Below are 16,736 nucleotides of genomic sequence, written 5' to 3'. Positions count from 1 at the left end.
CCGCAATCATTGCAAAGTATTATAAATTTGAATTTCGAAGCAATAGCTCTCTTTTAACTCAAATATAGCCATTTAGATTTGAAATACTAAATTTAAGTTGGGGTAAAATTGGGGGTATAAATAAAAAATCGCCCTTAAATAAAGGCGATTTGTAGACCCACAGGGATTCGAACCCCAGATGACTGAACCAAAATCAGTAGTGTTACCGCTACACCATGGGTCTTTGTTTCTGTTTCAGTGGTGCAAATTTACAGCTTTTTTCTTTTTGTACAAGAACTTTTTACAATTTTTTTTAAATTTACTCCACTTTTTAAGGACGGTCATTATGCTTATAGACTTCAATAATCTCAAAATTAATAATTTAGACTTTGGGACGGATTTTGAAAAAAAAATCAAAAAATTTTTAGAGGAATGGTTTTCGAATACTGAAATGGTAAAAATCCAGACTTCAGGATCTACCGGTACTCCAAAAGTTTTTGAAATCGAAAAAAATAGGATGATTCGTTCTGCAGTGATGACCTGCAATTTCTTGGGATTAAAAGAAGGGGATACAGCATTATTATGTTTACCGGTAGAATATATTTCAGGTAAAATGATGATGGTGCGCTCTATTGAAAGAAAATTAAAGTTGATGATATCAGATCCGTCATTGAAACCCCTCGGAAATCTAGATTCTGAAATAGATTTTTGTGCAATGACTCCACTTCAAGTGGAAAATTCACTAGATAAAATACATTGGATTAAAAATCTTATTATCGGTGGAGCTGCAGTGTCTGAAAGCCTTAAAAAAAGAATTTCAGATTCTGCCACTCATATTTATGAAACCTATGGAATGTCTGAAACACTTTCCCATATTGCTTTAAGGCAAATTACGCCTCAACCGGAAGATTATTTCACTGTTTTTGAAAATATCTCTATTTCAATCGATGAGAGAGGCTGTCTGAAGATTTTTGCTCCGGATCTCAATGCTGAGATTATTCAGACTAATGATTTAGTTGAAATTAAAAACGAAAAACAGTTCAGGTTTTTAGGAAGAGTTGATAATGTAATCAATTCAGGAGGTGCAAAGATTTTTCCTGAACAACTGGAAGCTCTGATAAAAAGAGAAATTCCGAATGAAGCAGTAATTTCAGGAGTTGAAGATGAAAGTTTGGGACAAAAATTGATATTGATTATAGAAGGAGAAGAATCAGAAGATCTTATCAAAAAAATTTTGGAAATTCAATTTGAGAAAAGTTTTCACAGACCTAAAGAGATTATTTTCATAGATAAAATTCCAAGGACACCCAACGGAAAGGTGAATAGAAGAGAACTGCATGATCTCATTATAAAATAAATCTAGAATTCAATAATCATGAAAGATTTTTCCAAAGAGCTCAGTTTTAAAACTTCCCGCAGCAGTGGGGCAGGAGGGCAGAACGTGAATAAGGTGGAGACATCCGTGACGGTGCTTTGGAAAGTCGAGGACTCTGAATTTTTTAATGATGATGAAAAGGTTTTAATTCAAAATAAATTAAAAAACAGGATCAATGCTGAAGGTTTTTTGTTTTTAACGGTTTCAGAAAGCAGAACTCAATTAATGAACAAGAATAAGGTGGCTGAAAAAATCCTTGAGATTGTAAATAAATCTTTAATCGTTCCCAAAAAAAGAATCGCTACCAAACCATCGAAGGCTCAAAAAGAAAAAAGGCTGGATACCAAAAAGAAGTTATCTGATAAGAAAGAGAACCGGCGTTTCAAATTTTAAATTTATGATCGTGGCTGCACATTCCGTTTTTAAGTTTTATCTTTGCAAAAATCAAAAATAATGAACAAACCGATTACTGAATTCATAGAAAAATACTATCTGCACTTTAATGCAGCAGCATTGGTGGATGCTTCCAAAGGATATGTAGCGCATCTGAAGGATGGAGGGAAAATGATGATCACTTTGGCAGGAGCCATGTCAACTGCTGAGTTGGGGAAAATTTTAGCTGAAATGATCCGCCAGGGAAAAGTAGATTTCATCTCTTGTACAGGAGCGAACCTTGAAGAAGATTTAATGAACCTTGTTGCGCACTCGCATTATGAAAGAGTTCCTCATTACAGAGATCTTACGCCTCAGGAAGAATGGGATTTATTGGAAAGAGGTTTGAACAGAGTAACGGATACCTGTATTCCTGAAGAAGAAGCATTCAGAAGATTGCAGAAGCATATTGTGGAGATTTGGAAAGATGCTGAAGCTAAAGGAGAGAGATATTTCCCGCATGAATACATGTATAAAATGATCCTTTCGGGGGTCTTGGAGCAATATTATGAAATTCCAAGGGAAAACTCATGGATGATTGCAGCAGCGGAGAAGAACCTTCCGATTGTAGTTCCTGGCTGGGAAGATTCCACCATGGGAAATATTTTTGCTTCTTATTGCATTAAAGGAGAATTGAAGCCTTCTACCATGAAATCTGGAATTGAATATATGACTTATCTTGCGGATTGGTATACTAAAAACTCTGATGGAAAAGGAGTTGGTTTTTTCCAGATCGGTGGAGGTATTGCAGGAGACTTCCCGATTTGCGTGGTGCCGATGTTATACCAGGATATGGAAATGCATGATATTCCATTCTGGTCTTATTTCTGTCAGATCTCAGATTCTACTACATCTTATGGTTCTTATTCAGGGGCCGTTCCGAACGAGAAGATTACCTGGGGTAAACTGGATATCACTACACCTAAATTTATCGTTGAAAGCGATGCCACTATTTGTGCTCCGCTGATGTTTTCTTATATCTTGGAGAATTCTTAAGAAAGAATACTATTTAATATATGAACGCTTCATTTTTGTGAGGCGTTTTTATTTTTTCTCTTGCTAATGAGTCATTAATCAAGAGAATTGATCAGAACAAAGTATCTGTAAGCTAAAATTCCCTTTTGAAGTTTAGTGAGTGTATTGGGATCTTTGTTGCTTAATTTTGGTAAAACAGCCTTATTAATTCTATTCAGCAGCCGGAAAAAAGATTTTTTCATAACTTTATATTTTGATGCTCCTATCAGAGTCCAAAAATAATGCAAAACAAAGCTGTCTTTTCTAAATTACTGCATATGGATGAGGTTTTCAAACAACAGGTATATGAAGTGGCAAGGCTTATTCCCAAAGGCCGTGTTTCTACTTATGGAGCTATTGCAAAAGCGGTAGGCTATCCCAATCACTCGCGCCATGTGGGTAAGGCAATGGGAGGGTGTCCGAAGGATGTTCCGGCCCATCGTGTTATCTCAAGCTCGGGGACCTTATCTGTGCCGGAATTTCAGCCTAAGCTGGAAGCAGAAGGCATAAGTATTGAAAATTTCAGAATTAAAAATTTCAAAAAACTGTTTTGGGACCCGTTAAAGGAGTTGTAAAGCTATTTTTTATTTTCTAAGCTTTTTAATTGTTCTTTCAGCCTCTCATTCTCTTCTTTTAAAAGAGAGATGTAATCCTGAAGATTCTGAATAACTGAAGCTGAAAAATTATTAAACTGAGTGATCACTGATGAAGCTGCATTATCATTGAAGACAGGATGTTCATTATTAATTATCACCTTAGCGTCGTCATCTTCATAAATTTCCTCTACAGAAACATCTAAAAAGCGAGCAATTTTATCCCATTCATCTTTAATGATTCTTACGTCTCCGCTTTCTTTTCTGCTGTAGTTGGATACGTCGGTGGCAATTACATCAGCAATCTGCTGTTGTGTATATCCTTTTTTCTTTCTCAGCGAACGTAATTTTTCTTTTTGCATGGGTGTTTTCTTAAACTCAGATAAAAATACAATTTGTACAAATATTGTACAAGAAAAATACAAAAAATATACAATGAAATTCTATCTTTAGGGGGTATTAGTTTTTTTAGATTTGAGTGTTAACAATAAAAAAACAACACAATGAAAAAAAAACTATTCGTAGCAGGAGCATGTTTGCTCTTGGTTTTCCAGTCTTGTAATAACGAAGAATTATCTCAAGGCAATACACAAATGATGAAAACAGAAACTAGTGGTGATGCTATTATGGGAAGAGCCGCAGCTGAATCACAGACGTTACAGGGATTTGTAGCTAATCAGTTGGCAATTGATGCTGAGATTAAAGCTATCCTCGATTCAGAGACGAATGTTGATTATTCTATGATTCAGGCAGGCTTGGAGAAAGTGCAAACGACTGAAGAATTGGAACAGCTTTATAGAGATGCTAATGTAAACCGCGCTGAAGAGCTTATCTCATTATATAATGAGTTAAATCTGCATTCAGAAGCATTTATCAAGAGTAATCCGGATTTTTACTCCAATAACACGGAAGAAGTCAGAACAAAGCTGATAACTGCTGAAATTGATGCTCAGATTGGATATAGCGATGATTCAGCTATGATGAAGGCAAATTGCCATGCGAATTTCGTTAAGGCATCTAAAAGATGTATGAGAAATTACGCCATTACAATGAGTTTTGCAGCCGTAAGTGGATTTATATCCTTTGGCGCAAGCACAGTTGTGGGAGCAGCTGCGGCTACTGCTGTAATGATTGCCTGTAATGCTGATGCCGATGAAGATTATCATGACTGTGTTCAGGATGGTGGAACGCCTTAAATTAAAATTATGAAGAATAAATATATATATATTGTATTACTGGGAATATTATTTCTTGCACCGGTATTGATTAAAAACGATCAATCTTACCTAATTTTTCAGATTATTTATTCTGTAACCCTTATCATCTTTGCATTTCTTGCCTGGAAAGAAAACCGTAAAAATGATTGTATACTCTTCATTTTTTTGCTTATTCTGGGAGTTGTTCAGGCATTTGATAAAGAAGATAAGTATTTCTTTGTTCAGATCATTCTACTGGCTGTATTTTTATTATATGCCATAATAGAATGGAAGAAAAGAAGTAAAAGAAGTATAGAGTAATCTTGTGAGCAAACTGCATACAGCCAAAGCTGGCTGTATCAAAATAAAATTAAAATATTTCGGCGGAGCCTCTGGCTCCGCCGAAACTATTGATCATCTTTAGCTTAAGCTTATTATCCTTCCTTCAGAAGCGCTTTTCAAAGCAGCATCAATAATTTTCATATTCTGAACAACCTCTTTTCCCGGAGATGGTAATGAGTATCCGAAGACAATATGTTCATAAATCGCCTGGTAGTAATTCATGTAATTTCCGGGTTCGCTGGAGGTTAATATTCTTTCGGTTTCCGAATTAGCATTCAAAAAGTTTAAAATCCCATCTGCTTCTTTAAGGGGTAAAGTCCAGTCTTCGCCATATTCAGGAATGCTGCCTGCAACAAGTTCATTTTCCTGATTATCTGATCTTTCCTGTAAAAAGCTCCCTTTACTTCCGTGAATCATATAGGCGTAATGTGCTTCTTTGCTAAATACTGAAGATTTTAATCTGACTCTCAGGCAATCCTTATAATATAACAGGATCTCAAAATAATCATTGGCATAATCATTCCCTTTCATTGAAAATACATCAGCAAAAAGTTTTTCCGGAAAACCGAATAACTGAACAGCCTGATCTACGAGGTGCGCTCCAAGATCATGTAACGATCCTGAGCCTGCCTGCATTGGGTTTTCTTTATGCTGTTTTCCGCTTGGCTCTGTACGGAATCTGTCAAACCGGATCTCAACTTCTTTAATTATACCTAGTTTTTGATCATGAAGAATTTTTTGAACCTGAAGAAAATCGCGGTCAAATCTTCTGTTTTGATAGACACTTATAAAAAGTCCTTTTTCTTCTGCGAGTTTTACCAATTGTTCTGCTTCAGAGACATTTATTGTAAAGGGTTTTTCAACAATCACATTCTTTCCAGCATCAAGAGCCATTTTGGCATATTCAAAATGGGTTTGTACGGGAGTATTTACGATTACCAGTTCTATATCTGCTTTTTGAAGCATTTCTTCTACGGAACGATAAATAGTGGTTTCGGGATATTTTTCCTGAGAATCAGTTTTACTTCTTTCAACCACTGATGACATAAAAAAACCGGGATGTTCTTTCAAAAAAGGAGCATGAAACACCTTCCCACTCATCCCGAAAGCACAAAGCCCCACTTTTACCAATTGCATATTCTATTTTTTAACAAATATATCCATAAAATTCTCAAGCACATTTTTTTAAATATCTTAAATATGATTTAAATCAGAAATTTTATCTTTAATTATTCTAAATAATGCTTACTTTTGCGCTTTATTTATAACTACTCTAAATAAAGTATAATGAAAAGACAAATTATCTCCTTAGGATTTTTGGTTGTATCTGTATCCCTAAGTGCTCAGATGAAGTACACTACTGATTCTGACACCATTAGAATTCAGACTATTGAAGATGTTAATCTTCATAAAACCGGAAACCCTAATAAAGCTAAGCCACTCACTACAAAATCAAATCTTACGGTAATGGAAACTCCGCAACCAATTGCCATTGTAACTCATGAAATCATTGAGCAGCAACAGGCAAAACAGTTAAGCGATGTTTTACAGAACGTAAACGGGATGTATGTAACCTCATCCAGAGGAAATTCACAAGACAGTTTTGGGGGGCGTGGTTTTATTTTGGGAAATGATAATATTTTCAAAAACGGAGCAAGGATTAATAGTGGTGTTTTCCCGGAAGTAAGTGGCCTGGAAAGAGTTGAAGTATTGAAAGGAGCCAATGCTATGCTTTATGGAAACACTGCAGCCGGTGGAATTATCAATATGATCACCAAGAAGCCAAGATTCAATTTTGGGGGAAGTATCGGTTTGAACGCAGGAAGCTGGAATTCGTACAAGCCAATGGTTGATGTATATGGACCTTTAACCAAGAAAATTGCTTTCAGGGTAAACGGAACATATGAATATGCAGAGAGCTTCAGAGATGTGGTTCAATCGGAGAAATACTATTTCAACCCATCATTCTTATTCAATATAGGAGAAAAATCCCAGTTAATTGTTGAAGCAGATTACCTTAAAAATGATTTTACACCGGACTTTGGTATTGGATCAATAACAAATCCGGACGGAAGTTATACGATGAATAACTTATTGCCAAGAAATGCTTTCTTAGGTACTGATTGGCAGTATCAAAATGTAGAACAGGCTTCTACCAATGTTACTTTTAATCATCAGTTCAATGATAAATGGACTTTAAATGCTATAGCTTCTTACCAAAATTATACAAAAGATTATTTTTCAACTGAAAGGGTACAGTGGGCCTACGAAAAAACTACAAATCGTCTTTCGTGGAACAGACCATTAAATAGAACTTACAACGAACAGAATTACGGTTCGGCACAGGTAAATATCAATGGTGAATTCAATACAGGGAAAATTACTCATAAATTGTTAATTGGTGCAGATGCTGATTATGGTGTTTCAGATTCTTATACCTATTATGATCCAACCAATAATACAACTTATGGTACTGGATATATTTATGGTACTAATGGAACAAAAGGAACACTTTATCTTGATGATCCATCAACATGGGCGAGCGGAAGTATGCCGGCTTCTGAAAAATTAGAGAAAAACAGAATCAATACAAGGAGAATCGGAGCTTATGCTCAGGATTTTATAAGCCTTACTAAAGAATTTAAAGTATTAGCAGGTTTACGTTGGTCTTATATTGAGAATATGCCTACACTTAATACTAAGTTCAGAACTAATACAAAGACTGAGCTTAATAACACTTCCACTTCAGATCAGGCTATTTCTCCAAAAGTTGGTTTGATTTATATGCCAAATGATGACCTTTCCATATTTGCTACTTATACCAACTCATTTGCAACGAATGCGGGATATATGGCAAACGGACTTGAGAATCTTGATATTACAGGAACACCGGCACAGGTAAGAGACAGAGTAAATAATTTGCCTAAGCAAGGCATTAAGCCCACTACTATTGACCAGTATGAAATTGGTGCAAAGAAAAACTTCTGGAATAATGCTTTGGCGGTTAACCTGACCGTTTATCAAATTTTGTATAATAATTTCTATCAAAATTATTTCTACATTGATAGTGCTGGGAATGTACAGACTCCTGATACTAGCCTTAAAGAATTTGCCGGTAAAATGAGAAGCCGCGGTATAGAACTGGATATTACAGGGAATCCGACTGAAAATATCTCCATTATCGGAGGGTTTTCTTATAACAATTCTGTATACATTGATACTCCTGAAAAAGGATATGTAGAAAAGCAAAGACTGGTAAGAACTCCTGCAACAACAGCTAATGCATCTGTTTTTTATACATTCACTAACTACCTGAAAGGTTTAAAAGTGGGTGTGGGTGCTTATTATATCGGAGACAGAATTGCGGGATGGAACGATTCAAAATCTACTAATGTAAGTAGAAAAGGAGTAAGCAGAATGTTTGATCTTAAAGATTACACAACAGTCTCAGTTTCTCTTGGGTATGAATGGAAAAAGTTTACGATCCAAGGAAAAGTGGGCAACCTGTTTGATGTAGTGAACTATAATGTACACGAAAACTATTCTGTGAATCCAATAGCTCCTAGGAATTATTATTTCACACTGACCTATAAGCTTTAATACAATTTAGCGATAATAATTTTTCTCATAAAGTGGAAACTGCAACGTTGCAGCTTCCACTTTTAAAATTTAAAACAAAAACTATAGATATGGATAAAATAAAAGACACCAGAAGTTTCATGAGAGTTACACACAGGTATTTGGGGTACTTCCTTGCCGGAATAATGGCTGTGTATGCCGTAAGCGGAGTTTTATTGGTTTACAGGGATACAGACTTTTTAAAGAAAGAAAAAAAATATGATAAAACGATTGATAAAAACCTTTCAGAAAAAGAGCTTGGCAAAGAATTAAAAATTAAAGGCCTGGAAGTTGAAAAAACAGATGGTGATGTAATGCATTTCAAGCAGGGAACTTACAACAAATCAACCGGGGAAGCAAAATATGCCAAAAAGGAGTTGCCTTTCGTTCTGGATAAAATGACCAAGCTGCATAAGTCTCAATCTAAAGATATTTTGTCTCCATTGAATACTTTCTTCGGAATTTCCCTATTCTTCTTTGTAATCTCGAGTTTCTGGATGTTCAATCCTAAAACCAAAGCATTTAAAAGAGGAATGGTATTTACCATTGCCGGTTTAATAGTTTCGATTATTCTACTGTTTATATAATTCTTAAAAATAGGGTGAAAAATTAAAAAATAATTTAAATACAATTTTTCACACATTGGATATTTATTTCACGAAATTTGCCTAAACATGAGCGTTCTGGCACATTTATTGTTTTTACCTGCATGGCAAATGATAAACATTCAATTATTAAAATTATAAATTATTATGAAAAAACTAATTTTAACAGGAATATTTGCTGTAGCAGGTTTGGCTACAACAATGAATGCTCAGATTCAAAAAGGAAACTGGCTGGTAGGAAGCAGCCTTATTTCCAGTAATTTCGGACTTAATACAGGAGGAGGATATAATATTGCATTACAGCCAAAAGGAGCTTATTTTATAGAAGACAACGTGGCTGTAGGTGGATATGTTGATTTAGGTATCAATAAAGTAACTAACGGAAGCCCTACAGAATTTATTTACGGAGTAGGTGGTTTGGGACGTTATTATTTATCTCCGGGAGAAAAAGGAGTAGATAACCTGTTAAACCACGGACGCTGGTTCCTTGAAGGAAATGTAGGTATCGGAGGAAGATCAGTTGAAAATGGAGATTCTACTACAGGTCTGGATTTTGGCGTAGGTCCAGGGTATTCTTACTTTATTACACCAAACATCGGTTTGGAAGGTTTAGTAAAGTATAAGGGTAGAGCTGGATTTGGTAGTGAAGGCTTGAATTCCAACATTACCTTCAACTTAGGATTTAGTATTTATTTGCCTACTTCAAAAGCGAAGCAAGCAATCAGAGATGTGCAATAATCACTTCTAAATATACAGTGAAAGCGCCCCGAAATTATTTTCGGGGCGCTTTCGTACAAATTAAAACTAAACTATAAAAAATCAAATAAATCACAAATTAGGCTGAGGCGTATATCTTAGATATGGCTTGATCTCCGTAACGCCCTTAGGAAATATCTTTCTGGCCTCTTCTGTGGAAACCGATGGCGGGATGATCACATCATCTCCTTCTTTCCAGTTAACCGGAGTAGCCACTTTATGAGAATCAACAAGCTGTAAAGAATCCAGCACTCTCAGGATCTCATCAAAATTCCTTCCTGTGGATGCAGGATATGTAATAATTAATCGTACTTTTTTTTCAGGATCTATGATCAGCAAAGAGCGCACCGTAGCCGTCGCTGATGCGTTAGGATGTATAAAATCATATAATTCCGATATTCTTCTGTCTTCGTCCGCTATAATAGGAAACTGTACCTCTGTATTTTGAGTTTCATTAATATCCTTGATCCAGTTTTGATGATCATCCACACCATCTACGCTTAGAGCAATTACTTTTGTATCTCTTTGGGCAAACTGAGACTTCAATTTGGAAGTAACTCCTAATTCTGTAGTGCATACCGGAGTATAATCTGCCGGATGAGAAAATAAGATTCCCCATGAATTTCCTAAGTAATTATAAAAATCAATATTTCCGGCAGTAGAAACCGCCTGAAAATTGGGTGCTGTATCTCCTAGCTTTATTGACATAATATTTTGTTTTATTAGTCTACAAATTTAGTAGACTTTTTGAAACTGGCAAAATTTTTGTTGAAAAAGTTATATATTTAACATAAAAAGAAGTTCATGCAGAAAAATGGTTTAAGTTATATTGATGTTGTATATAGAGTTTTAGAGAATTGGTATGTGAAATTTGCCGAACTCACGCCCAAATTAATTGTCGGAATTCTGGTTTTCTCCTTCTTTTTAATTACGAGTAAGTACCTAAGTCAGGCAGCCGTAAAATTATTCCACAAATTATTCCCGAAAAGTGAGAAACAAAGTTCTTTGGTAGCGTTAATCGGATTTTTCAGATTTCTGATTATGTTGATGGGGACCTTTATTGCATTGGAAATTATGGGTTTCAGTGGTTTTCTTTGGAAATTTATCGGAAGTCTGGGAGTTGCGGGGGTTATTGCAGGGGTTGCCCTGAAAGATTTGGTTTCCAGTATATTTTCCGGAATGTTGATTGGTATTGATAAAGCTTTTAAAGTAGGTGATTATGTAACCATTGGAACGAATTCCGGAACAGTACATGAGATTGGTTTACTTACTACGAAGATCATAACGGATGACGGTAAAAAAGTATATATTCCTAATCAGGTTATTTTCAATGCGCCGTTTACTAATATTACAGATTCGCCCCAACGCAGGATCATTCTTAATTTTGAAATTCCGGCAGATGAAGATATTACAAAAGCTCAAAAAGGAATTTTAGAAGTTGTAAAAGGTCTTGAAAATGCAGATCGCTTAGACGCAGCTGAGGTGATCCTTACAGATCTAAAACAAGGATCTTTTAACATTCAGGTGAAGTTTTGGATTGCTATCGGAGCCAATATGCTGAAAATTAAAAGTGATGCATTTTTAAAAATTAAGCAAAGGCTTGATGATGATGCCATTCGTCTCCAGACTCCAACAAGTATAAGTATTACCAGTGAAGGAGGTGAGTTCACTACAAATCAGGATAAATAAAAACAAAAGCCGCTTTCAAAGCGGCTTTTATATAAATTCATCAAGTTAGTTATCTCTTTGTTTTTTCTTTCAGAGTTTGGTCATCTTTCTTAGATAGTTTCGCCACAGAATCATTCTCTATTTTAGCTTCTCCCATAATATAATCCTTATTAAGAGTATCTTCTTCCAAATCTACTACAACAACTCCTGTTGTAGCTGTAACCTCACAATTTTCCTTAGATTTAGAACATCCTATGATAAAGAAAATCACAGAAAGCATCGCTAAACCGAATTTAGAATTCTGGAAGCTTTTTGGAAAATATTGAGTTAATTTATTTTTAAGTAGCTCTGATCGATCCGCTTCATTTTTCAGTTGATGATTATAAAATCTTCCACAAACGCTTTCATCCTGCTTTTCTTCAATAATCTGCCGGATTTCCTGTGGATTCTTATTTGTAAAATCAATTACACATTTATTGCAAACAGAACAAAATCTCCCTTTTTCCTGAGGAGACATTATATCCCAATTTTCAGAACAGGGATCAGGAATGCGAAAGCTTTTCATCATTTATCTTTTGTATTAAAAAAAGAAAAAACCGTTCCAAAAATGAAACGGTTTTAATTGTATTTAAAAATTTTCAGTTTTAAGCTAAAACTTCTTTTACTTTGTTGGCAGCTTCTTCTAAAGTAATGGCAGAATGTACAGGAAGACCTGATTCATCAATTAATTTCTTAGCTTCAACTGCGTTAGTTCCCTGTAATCTTACGATCAATGGAACTGGAAGGCTACCCATCGCTTTGTAAGCATCTACAACTCCCTGAGCAACTCTGTCACATCTTACGATACCTCCGAAGATGTTGATCAAAATAGCTTTTACGTTCGGATCTCTTAAGATGATTCCGAAAGCAGTCTGAACTCTCTGAGCATCAGCTGTTCCACCAACGTCAAGGAAATTAGCAGGATTACCACCAGATAATTTGATGATATCCATCGTTGCCATTGCAAGACCGGCACCGTTTACCATACAGGCAACGTTACCGTCTAATTTTACGAAGTTAAGACCAGCTTCCCCAGCTTCTACATCCATCGGATCTTCTTCTCTCGTATCTCTTAGCTCAGCTAAATCTTTGTGACGGAACAATGAGTTGTCATCCAATGTTACTTTAGCATCAACAGCGATAATTTTGTTGTCAGAAGTTTTTAATACCGGGTTGATTTCAAATAATGAAGCATCGATTCCAACGTAAGCATTATATAAATTCGTGATGAATTTTGTAAATTCTTTGAATGCATTCCCTTCAAGACCTAAGTTGAAAGCAATTTTTCTGGCCTGAAAACCTTGTAATCCTAAAGCCGGATCAATAGTTTCTTTATGGATCAGATGAGGAGTAACTTCAGCTACGTGCTCAATATCCATACCACCTTCTGTAGAATATACTACTGTATTTTTTCCCTGAGCTCTGTCTAAAAGGATAGACACATAGAATTCTTTAGTTTCAGATTCTCCAGGATAATATACATCCTCAGCAACCAAAACAGAGTTTACTTTTTTACCTTCAGCAGAAGTTTGCGGAGTGATCAACTGCATTCCGATGATGTTCTGTGCATTTTCTTTCAGTTTGTCCATGTTCGGAGAAAACTTTACACCACCACCTTTACCACGTCCACCAGCGTGGATCTGTGCTTTTACTACCCAGCCCTGAGCTCCGGTTTCAGCAGTCAGTTTTTCAGCAGCTGCTACAGCTTCGTCTACGTTGTTTGCAACGAAACCACGTTGGATAGCTACTCCGTACTTTGATAAAATCTCTTTTGATTGATACTCGTGAAGATTCATATTATTTTTATTATTTTATTTTAAAATTTAAAGGTTGACAAATTTACTAAAAAGACACGGAAGTTCAAGATTCTTGATTCAAAAATTAAAGTTTTGGAAACTTGATTTTTAACATGTCTGTAAAATTGACTTTATTCTTCGGATAATTTCTCCGATTGTGAGCCGATGAACGGGATTTTGGGAGCCAAGAAATATCCGGTTAGACTCGCAAAAAGGATAGGAACAAAGTACGTGAATCCTGTTAATGTTCCTAAAATAATTGTTGTACTCATTGGTGTTCTCGTCACACAGGCATTAATGGCGGCCATACAGCTTACAATGGCCAAAGTGGTATCAACCGTTGGAAATAAATGATGAATAATTAATCCTAAAGTAGTTCCCACAAAAAATAACGGAATAATGAAACCGCCTCTCCAGCCTGAAGTTACCGTGATCGCAATCGCCAGGATTTTGAAAATTAAAATAACAATTAAAAAATGTAAGGCATAATTTCCATCGATCAGCTGATTGATTTCATGGTGTCCGAAATATCTTGTGATTGGAAAATAATAGGCGATAATTCCTAATAAAATTCCACCAATGAAGGTTTTAACATAAATAGGAAGTTTCCTATATTCAAAAGCTTTTTTAAAGAATTTTACCACAAAAATGAAAATCCATCCGAATAAAGTTCCTGCCACTCCAAATAAGGAAGCATATAAAAAATCATAAACTCCGGTATAATGATAGGCCTGCAGATTCCATGTCGCACCAATTCCAAGATGAATAATCAGAGCAAACATCAGATAACTGAAACAGCTTGCCACTAAAGCAGGAATGATCGCCTTATAATACTCAACAGCATGTCTGTGATGCAGGATTTCCAATGAGAAAAGACTTCCTCCAAGCGGGGCACCGAATAAAGCCGTAAAACCAGAAGCCATCCCCGCAATGCTTAAAGACCGCAGCTCTTCTCCTTTCAACCTGAAAAGTTTTCCTAAATACGTTCCCGTAGAACCGGTAACCTGTACCAAAGGTGCCTCAGGACCTAAACTTCCTCCTGATGCTACACAAAAAAGTGATGACAGGATCATGGAAGGGTTGTTTTTCGGATCAAGCTTTCCTTTATTAAACCTGATGTTATTAACGATCAAATGAATTTCTCCGGGATCACCAATAAAATAAATGACTAAACCTGCCAGTAAACCACAGATCGCCATAGTGGGAATGACCATCCAACCTTGAAACTGGAACAAAAATTCCGTGAAATGCTCGAGCACGATCCAGTATAATCCGGCAATGACTCCTCCTATCAAACCTGTAAAGGCCCACATGAAAAAAGTACGGCTAAATACAAAAGGATTAAATCTTATGGGTTGATCCAAAAGATTGAATGTTCTGATCAACCGTCTTCTCCTATTGATTTTCATAGGTGGTTCTTACAATTTATTTTTAGCAAAATAAAGAATAAGCATACCCCAGCTTAAGATCATGAAAAGGCCGCCAAGCGGAGTAATAGGCCCTAAGAATTTTAAGTTTACACCCCAATAATCCTGGAAGCTGAGAAAATAGATGCTTACAGAAAAAAGAATCGTTCCAAAAATCATCAACCAGGAAATCCATTTTTCAGAACCTGTTTCAAATTTCAAAATGTATCCCACGATTAGAAGAAAGAATGCGGCATACATTTGATATCTTACTCCTGTTTCAAAACTTTCCAGTCTTTCCACCGAAAGTATTTTCTTGAATGCATGAGCCCCGAAAGCTCCTAAAATTACGGATACAAGTCCATAAACGGCTCCAATAACCAATGTAATTGTTTTCATTTTATAAGTAGCTTCTATTTATAGTTAAGAATTTTAAACACTAATGATAAGGTTCCTACAATAATAAAAACCCAGGCTAATTTTTTACTTTGAGCAAATCCGGGATTTTTGGTCACTTTCAGAAAAATCCCGAACAATAACATAAATGAAGATAAAGCAATTCCAAACATTATTGAGCCCTTAATCTGTTAAGTTCATGAATCACTTCGTGATGGCTTACTGTTTTATCTTTAAAGTAATTTACAAAATGCTGTTTTTCTTCTTCGGTAGCCCCCATTTGATTTAAAATATTGAACAAGTGCATTTTCATGTGCCCTTTCTGAATTCCCGTTGTCACTAAAGAACGGATCGCTCCAAAATTTTGAGCTAAACCGGAAACGGCAAGAATACTCATCAATTCCTGTGCAGAAGGTTTTCCAAGCAAAGCCAATGAGAATTTTACCAAAGGGTGAAGATTCGTTAGACCTCCCACAACTCCCACAGAAATAGGAAGATCAATCCAGAATCTGAAAATATCGTTATCTGTTGTGCAATGCGTTAAAGATCTGTATTGTCCGTCTTTTGCCGCGTAGGCATGCGCACAGGCTTCTGTGGCCCTGAAATCATTTCCGGTCGCAATCACTACTGCATCCACACCGTTCATGATTCCTTTATTGTGGGTTGTCGCACGGAAAGGCTCAATTTCTGCGATATTCACTGCCTGTTTGAATTTCCAGGCAAATTCTTCCGGCGAAATTCCGCTGTCGTCTTTTAAATCTTCTATTTTACAGGAAACTTCGGCTCTTACAATACAATCCGGGGTGAAGTTGGAAAGAATATTCATCACAATCTGCAAAGAATCTTTTTCTTCCTGGGTGAAGTCTTCGTCCAAAGCTACTTCTTCTCTCAGAGTTTTACCAAACTGCTCAAGGCATGAGTTGATAAAGTTTGCTCCCATAGAATCTACCGTATCAAAGCTTGCTTTCAACTGATAATAATGAGGCATTTCAGCAGTCTTGTCGATCAGTCTGATATTAAGAATTCCACCGCCACGCTTTCTCATGTTTGCTGTGATCGCTTCCGTAGCTTCAAATAATTTTTTCTTCAGCTTAAAATTGAAAAAATGCTGCAATTTGTGAGATTCTACATTGAATATAAAGTGGGTATGACCTAATTTTTTAGTATTGATAATGGTGGTTTTAAATCCGCCTTTATCGATCCAGAATTTGGCTGCTTTGGAAGCTGCCGCTACAACAGAACTTTCTTCAACCGCCATTGGGAGCGCAAATAATTTTCCGTCAATTAAAAAGTTCGGTGCAATTCCATACGGCATATAAAAATTGGAAATCGTATTTTCAGAGAACTCTTCGTGCAGCTTCTGAAGATCCGCATTATCGTTCCAGTATTGTTGTAATATATGTTGATATTCCTCGTTTCCTTCAAGATATTCGTTCACGAGCCAGTCGATTTTTCCTTGTTTCGTAAGCTTGGAAAAACCTTCAATCGGTTGATGATTCATATGGATATGTTTATTTTAAT

Annotated in this window: 19 protein-coding genes and 1 tRNA gene; 10 read left to right on the top strand and 10 right to left on the bottom strand. The window is 36.0% G+C overall.

The window, feature by feature from the left end; all coding sequences use genetic code 11:
• Positions 1-152: 152 nt before the first annotated feature.
• Positions 153-223, bottom strand: a tRNA-Gln gene (locus tag ACGHIN_RS03225).
• 102 nt (positions 224-325) lie between these two features.
• Between ACGHIN_RS03225 and ACGHIN_RS03220 the strand changes: the two genes are divergently transcribed.
• The 3 genes from ACGHIN_RS03220 to ACGHIN_RS03210 are packed head-to-tail and all read left to right on the top strand — an operon-like array spanning position 326 to position 2,782.
• Complete coding sequence (locus ACGHIN_RS03220; RefSeq protein WP_390450761.1) at positions 326-1,336, top strand: AMP-binding protein; 1,011 nt, start codon at positions 326-328, stop codon at positions 1,334-1,336.
• A gap of 18 nt (positions 1,337-1,354) precedes the next feature.
• Complete coding sequence (gene arfB / locus ACGHIN_RS03215; protein WP_390450759.1) at positions 1,355-1,747, top strand: alternative ribosome rescue aminoacyl-tRNA hydrolase ArfB; 393 nt, start codon at positions 1,355-1,357, stop codon at positions 1,745-1,747.
• A 60-nt stretch (positions 1,748-1,807) separates the two neighbouring features.
• Positions 1,808-2,782, top strand: coding sequence for a deoxyhypusine synthase family protein (locus ACGHIN_RS03210; protein WP_390450757.1), 975 nt, complete (start codon positions 1,808-1,810; stop codon positions 2,780-2,782).
• A 74-nt stretch (positions 2,783-2,856) separates the two neighbouring features.
• On the opposite strand, the gene ACGHIN_RS03205 is transcribed toward ACGHIN_RS03210, so the two are convergent.
• Positions 2,857-3,003, bottom strand: coding sequence for a hypothetical protein (locus ACGHIN_RS03205; protein WP_390450756.1), 147 nt, complete (start codon positions 3,001-3,003; stop codon positions 2,857-2,859).
• Positions 3,004-3,078: 75 nt separating this feature from the next.
• Here ACGHIN_RS03205 and ACGHIN_RS03200 point away from each other — a divergent pair, with 75 nt between their 5' ends.
• Positions 3,079-3,375 carry an MGMT family protein gene (locus tag ACGHIN_RS03200; RefSeq protein WP_390450902.1) on the top strand — a complete coding sequence of 99 codons (297 nt, stop codon included), beginning with the start codon at positions 3,079-3,081 and terminating at the stop codon, positions 3,373-3,375.
• Between the two features lie 2 nt (positions 3,376-3,377).
• On the opposite strand, the gene ACGHIN_RS03195 is transcribed toward ACGHIN_RS03200, so the two are convergent.
• Entirely contained in the window at positions 3,378-3,755 is a 378-nt protein-coding gene (locus tag ACGHIN_RS03195) for a helix-turn-helix transcriptional regulator (RefSeq protein ID WP_390450754.1), read from the bottom strand.
• Between the two features lie 141 nt (positions 3,756-3,896).
• On the opposite strand from ACGHIN_RS03195, the gene ACGHIN_RS03190 reads away from it, so the two are divergent.
• Positions 3,897-4,589: a hypothetical protein gene (locus ACGHIN_RS03190; protein WP_390450752.1), complete on the top strand. Its 693-nt coding sequence runs from the start codon at positions 3,897-3,899 to the stop codon at positions 4,587-4,589.
• A gap of 9 nt (positions 4,590-4,598) precedes the next feature.
• Positions 4,599-4,910 (top strand): hypothetical protein, encoded by a 312-nt coding sequence (locus ACGHIN_RS03185; protein WP_390450750.1) that lies wholly within the window; start codon positions 4,599-4,601, stop codon positions 4,908-4,910.
• A gap of 99 nt (positions 4,911-5,009) precedes the next feature.
• Here ACGHIN_RS03185 and ACGHIN_RS03180 read toward each other — a convergent pair whose 3' ends face one another.
• On the bottom strand, positions 5,010-6,068 hold the full coding sequence (locus ACGHIN_RS03180) for a Gfo/Idh/MocA family oxidoreductase (RefSeq protein WP_390450748.1): 1,059 nt from the start codon (positions 6,066-6,068) through the stop codon (positions 5,010-5,012).
• Between the two features lie 150 nt (positions 6,069-6,218).
• On the opposite strand from ACGHIN_RS03180, the gene ACGHIN_RS03175 reads away from it, so the two are divergent.
• The 3 genes from ACGHIN_RS03175 (at position 6,219) to ACGHIN_RS03165 (ending at position 9,892) form a co-directional block, all read left to right on the top strand.
• The gene (locus ACGHIN_RS03175) at positions 6,219-8,531 is read left to right on the top strand and encodes a TonB-dependent siderophore receptor (RefSeq protein ID WP_390450746.1); all 2,313 of its coding nucleotides are present in this window, start codon (positions 6,219-6,221) and stop codon (positions 8,529-8,531) included.
• 89 nt (positions 8,532-8,620) lie between these two features.
• A complete protein-coding gene (locus ACGHIN_RS03170; RefSeq protein ID WP_390450745.1) occupies positions 8,621-9,136 on the top strand; it encodes a hypothetical protein in 516 nt (171 codons plus the stop codon).
• Between the two features lie 165 nt (positions 9,137-9,301).
• Positions 9,302-9,892 (top strand): hypothetical protein, encoded by a 591-nt coding sequence (locus ACGHIN_RS03165; RefSeq protein ID WP_390450744.1) that lies wholly within the window; start codon positions 9,302-9,304, stop codon positions 9,890-9,892.
• A 90-nt stretch (positions 9,893-9,982) separates the two neighbouring features.
• Here the strand turns inward: ACGHIN_RS03165 and ACGHIN_RS03160 are convergent, their stop codons facing one another.
• On the bottom strand, positions 9,983-10,618 hold the full coding sequence (locus ACGHIN_RS03160; protein ID WP_390450743.1) for a peroxiredoxin: 636 nt from the start codon (positions 10,616-10,618) through the stop codon (positions 9,983-9,985).
• A gap of 96 nt (positions 10,619-10,714) precedes the next feature.
• Between ACGHIN_RS03160 and ACGHIN_RS03155 the strand changes: the two genes are divergently transcribed.
• Positions 10,715-11,599 (top strand): mechanosensitive ion channel family protein, encoded by an 885-nt coding sequence (locus ACGHIN_RS03155; RefSeq protein WP_390450741.1) that lies wholly within the window; start codon positions 10,715-10,717, stop codon positions 11,597-11,599.
• A gap of 49 nt (positions 11,600-11,648) precedes the next feature.
• On the opposite strand, the gene ACGHIN_RS03150 is transcribed toward ACGHIN_RS03155, so the two are convergent.
• From ACGHIN_RS03150 to ACGHIN_RS03130, 5 genes are all read right to left on the bottom strand, one after another.
• Positions 11,649-12,143: a hypothetical protein gene (locus ACGHIN_RS03150; protein ID WP_390450740.1), complete on the bottom strand. Its 495-nt coding sequence runs from the start codon at positions 12,141-12,143 to the stop codon at positions 11,649-11,651.
• 79 nt (positions 12,144-12,222) lie between these two features.
• Positions 12,223-13,413 (bottom strand): ADP-forming succinate--CoA ligase subunit beta, encoded by a 1,191-nt coding sequence (gene sucC / locus ACGHIN_RS03145; RefSeq protein WP_123262427.1) that lies wholly within the window; start codon positions 13,411-13,413, stop codon positions 12,223-12,225.
• A gap of 131 nt (positions 13,414-13,544) precedes the next feature.
• Positions 13,545-14,822: a chloride channel protein gene (locus ACGHIN_RS03140; RefSeq protein WP_390450737.1), complete on the bottom strand. Its 1,278-nt coding sequence runs from the start codon at positions 14,820-14,822 to the stop codon at positions 13,545-13,547.
• A 9-nt stretch (positions 14,823-14,831) separates the two neighbouring features.
• Positions 14,832-15,218, bottom strand: a complete 387-nt coding sequence (locus tag ACGHIN_RS03135) for a DUF423 domain-containing protein (RefSeq protein WP_390450736.1) — start codon at positions 15,216-15,218, stop codon at positions 14,832-14,834.
• A 169-nt stretch (positions 15,219-15,387) separates the two neighbouring features.
• A complete protein-coding gene (locus tag ACGHIN_RS03130) occupies positions 15,388-16,716 on the bottom strand; it encodes a hydroxymethylglutaryl-CoA reductase, degradative (protein ID WP_390450734.1) in 1,329 nt (442 codons plus the stop codon).
• Between the last annotated feature and the right edge of the window lie 20 nt (positions 16,717-16,736).

This window comes from Chryseobacterium barbadense (assembly GCF_042849955.1).
GTDB lineage: Bacteria > Bacteroidota > Bacteroidia > Flavobacteriales > Weeksellaceae > Chryseobacterium.
The sequence above is the reverse complement of the archived record's forward strand: the minus strand, read 5'-3'. Positions and strand labels throughout refer to the sequence as shown.

What these genes read in the sequence shown, in the direction of transcription:
- ACGHIN_RS03180 (WP_390450748.1), bottom strand. Translation starts at nt 6,068, where the DNA reads ATGCAATTGGTAAAAGTGGGGCTTTGTGCTTTCGGGATGAGTGGGAAG.
- ACGHIN_RS03140 (WP_390450737.1), bottom strand. Translation starts at nt 14,822, where the DNA reads ATGAAAATCAATAGGAGAAGACGGTTGATCAGAACATTCAATCTTTTG.
- ACGHIN_RS03130 (WP_390450734.1), bottom strand. Translation starts at nt 16,716, where the DNA reads ATGAATCATCAACCGATTGAAGGTTTTTCCAAGCTTACGAAACAAGGA.
- ACGHIN_RS03200 (WP_390450902.1), top strand. Translation starts at nt 3,079, where the DNA reads ATGGATGAGGTTTTCAAACAACAGGTATATGAAGTGGCAAGGCTTATT.
- ACGHIN_RS03175 (WP_390450746.1), top strand. Translation starts at nt 6,219, where the DNA reads ATGAAAAGACAAATTATCTCCTTAGGATTTTTGGTTGTATCTGTATCC.
- ACGHIN_RS03185 (WP_390450750.1), top strand. Translation starts at nt 4,599, where the DNA reads ATGAAGAATAAATATATATATATTGTATTACTGGGAATATTATTTCTT.
- ACGHIN_RS03160 (WP_390450743.1), bottom strand. Translation starts at nt 10,618, where the DNA reads ATGTCAATAAAGCTAGGAGATACAGCACCCAATTTTCAGGCGGTTTCT.
- ACGHIN_RS03150 (WP_390450740.1), bottom strand. Translation starts at nt 12,143, where the DNA reads ATGAAAAGCTTTCGCATTCCTGATCCCTGTTCTGAAAATTGGGATATA.
- ACGHIN_RS03205 (WP_390450756.1), bottom strand. Translation starts at nt 3,003, where the DNA reads ATGAAAAAATCTTTTTTCCGGCTGCTGAATAGAATTAATAAGGCTGTT.
- ACGHIN_RS03190 (WP_390450752.1), top strand. Translation starts at nt 3,897, where the DNA reads ATGAAAAAAAAACTATTCGTAGCAGGAGCATGTTTGCTCTTGGTTTTC.
- ACGHIN_RS03170 (WP_390450745.1), top strand. Translation starts at nt 8,621, where the DNA reads ATGGATAAAATAAAAGACACCAGAAGTTTCATGAGAGTTACACACAGG.
- sucC (WP_123262427.1), bottom strand. Translation starts at nt 13,413, where the DNA reads ATGAATCTTCACGAGTATCAATCAAAAGAGATTTTATCAAAGTACGGA.
- ACGHIN_RS03165 (WP_390450744.1), top strand. Translation starts at nt 9,302, where the DNA reads ATGAAAAAACTAATTTTAACAGGAATATTTGCTGTAGCAGGTTTGGCT.
- ACGHIN_RS03210 (WP_390450757.1), top strand. Translation starts at nt 1,808, where the DNA reads ATGAACAAACCGATTACTGAATTCATAGAAAAATACTATCTGCACTTT.
- ACGHIN_RS03135 (WP_390450736.1), bottom strand. Translation starts at nt 15,218, where the DNA reads ATGAAAACAATTACATTGGTTATTGGAGCCGTTTATGGACTTGTATCC.
- ACGHIN_RS03195 (WP_390450754.1), bottom strand. Translation starts at nt 3,755, where the DNA reads ATGCAAAAAGAAAAATTACGTTCGCTGAGAAAGAAAAAAGGATATACA.
- ACGHIN_RS03220 (WP_390450761.1), top strand. Translation starts at nt 326, where the DNA reads ATGCTTATAGACTTCAATAATCTCAAAATTAATAATTTAGACTTTGGG.
- arfB (WP_390450759.1), top strand. Translation starts at nt 1,355, where the DNA reads ATGAAAGATTTTTCCAAAGAGCTCAGTTTTAAAACTTCCCGCAGCAGT.
- ACGHIN_RS03155 (WP_390450741.1), top strand. Translation starts at nt 10,715, where the DNA reads ATGCAGAAAAATGGTTTAAGTTATATTGATGTTGTATATAGAGTTTTA.